This window comes from Bacillus sp. JJ1474, from assembly GCF_036965225.1.
Lineage (GTDB): Bacteria > Bacillota > Bacilli > Bacillales > Cytobacillaceae > Cytobacillus.
Map to the genome: position 1 here is coordinate 1 of NZ_JBALPC010000312.1, position 2,131 is coordinate 2,131.

Annotated in this window: 1 protein-coding gene; it reads right to left on the reverse strand. The window is 31.4% G+C overall.

Annotated elements, in window-relative coordinates; translation table 11 throughout:
- Positions 1–2,027, reverse strand: a 2,027-nt coding sequence (locus tag V7164_RS25210; protein ID WP_335355593.1) for a glycosyltransferase, incomplete at its 3' end; no start/stop codon positions are given.
- Between the last annotated feature and the right edge of the window lie 104 nt (positions 2,028–2,131).

The window sequence follows — 2,131 nt, forward strand, 5'->3', positions numbered from 1 at the left end:
TCACTATATATTTCATTTAATTTTTTTGTCCAATTATCGATATGGTCTTCCTTTATTTTATGAGACAATTGTCTCCCTTCACATTCTCTAAATTCCTTATTTATTATTAACTTATTTACATAGTATAAGTAATCTTCGATCTTATGAAATTCTTTATTAAAATAACTATAAGATATGTCATTAAATGAAAGTGTCTTATTATGTTTATTTTCTAATGCCACTATAGGCAATCCTGTTAATCCGCCGTCCAATGCTGATGTTACGGAACCGAACATATATGAATCAACATATATATCAGAAATACAATAGAATTCTTCTATATCTTGCCTCATCCCTAAAGGTAAAATTCGGCCATTTGTCTCTTTATATGCTCTCTCCCACTCTCTAGCATTATTAGGTCCAATTACAATTGCAATAACATCTTCATGAATATTAAGCATTCTTTTAATAATATCAATATAATGAATCTCGCCGAAAGAATTAAATTTATAAGGAGTAGCAATTGTTAGTAGTACAATTTTCTCCTCTGAAATTCCTAAAGTTTCTCTAATTTTACTTTTATCTTTGCTTTGAAGAGTTGGCAATGTCAAAGGTATCGGAAGAATAGCATTATTTGATATTCCTCTTCTATTTAACGACAACTCCAAACCTGATGCCCTGAAGTTTATCAAATAATCAATTATTGTCTTTCCAATCCAAAAAACATGATCACCATGATTCATAAATAAAACTGGCGGACCACCTTCTACACCAAAGGCCATTATTGGTATTGGATCAAACATGTGCACATGAAGTACAACTATATCAGCCCATTCATAAGCAATCTTCCTTAGCTCTGAAGCACGTTCAATAAATTTATCTTTTTCTTCCAATGAATATATCCATCCGCCGCTATGTTTGATTTCATTAAGAAGCCACTCTGGCGATGTTTGCAATTGCCATGTTGTAATAAGTGAATGAACAGAATCTTTATCTTTTGCTACCCAGTTTTTCACCAGTCTAGTATGTCCACCTGTTACGTATCCCTCACTTATAATATGTAATACCCTTCTCTTTTTCTGTTGATTATTTCTAGTGATATTTAGATTTTCTAGTGCAGCGGCGTCCGGTAAGTTCTTTGCACATTCTATTAAAATACGTTCACTTTCATTGGATGTATATAGTCCAGGATGATTTTCCGATGCAAATTTTGCCGCTTCATAAATCCACCTTGACGCTTGTTCGTAATTCCTGTCATTTAAACTATTATTAGCATTATTTAAAAAGCCCATAAATTGTACTTTATTTGAATCTATTATTTGTTTAGCTCTAACTTTGTCAAAATCAAATAGATCTAATGTTGGTGTCTTTGATAATATCTTTTCAAAAACGTCTGTATACTCATCAATAAATATTGATTTGTATTTATCATATTCCTCGTTCTTTTGATCATTTTGACAATCATGGATACACCATGGCGTGGCTTGAAAAGGTACTGCTACTTTAAAACCTTTTCTAATAAATTCTAAACTTTGAGAGTTATTATAAAAACACCATTCATCAAAAAGGTCTTCTCTCCATGGAATGTCATACTGAGTCACCATTAAAAAACCTTCAATAGCTTGTACTTCTTCATAATGACTTCCAACTTCATCACAAACCAACATTTCCAAATTACCGAAATGACTTTCATACACTTTCCCGAACTTTTGCTTTTCTTGCCACAAATTAAAATTAGTTGGCAGTGACTTATCACCTACCATTCCTATAAGGCCAATGCTTTCTTCTTGTCGAAAAACTTCAAGAATGGCATTAATAAAGTTCTTATTTATTATGAATACATCTTGGTGAAGGAATACTTTATATTTCGCATCCGTTTGTGACATTGCAAAGTTGTATCCCGCTGTAATGCTAGATGCATCTTCAATTGGAATTATCTCTATTTCAAAGCCTGGTGGAATATTCAAGGATTGAATATAAAGTATTGATTCATTTAACATTCTTTCATCGTTATAACAATATATAAAAGCAATTTTTTGCTCGTTCATTTCAAGAATATCTCCTCAAATTGTGATATTAATAATTGGAACTTAATCATTTAGCTCGCAATCTTAAATCCTACTTTGTATATTACTAATCATTTTTTCTGTTT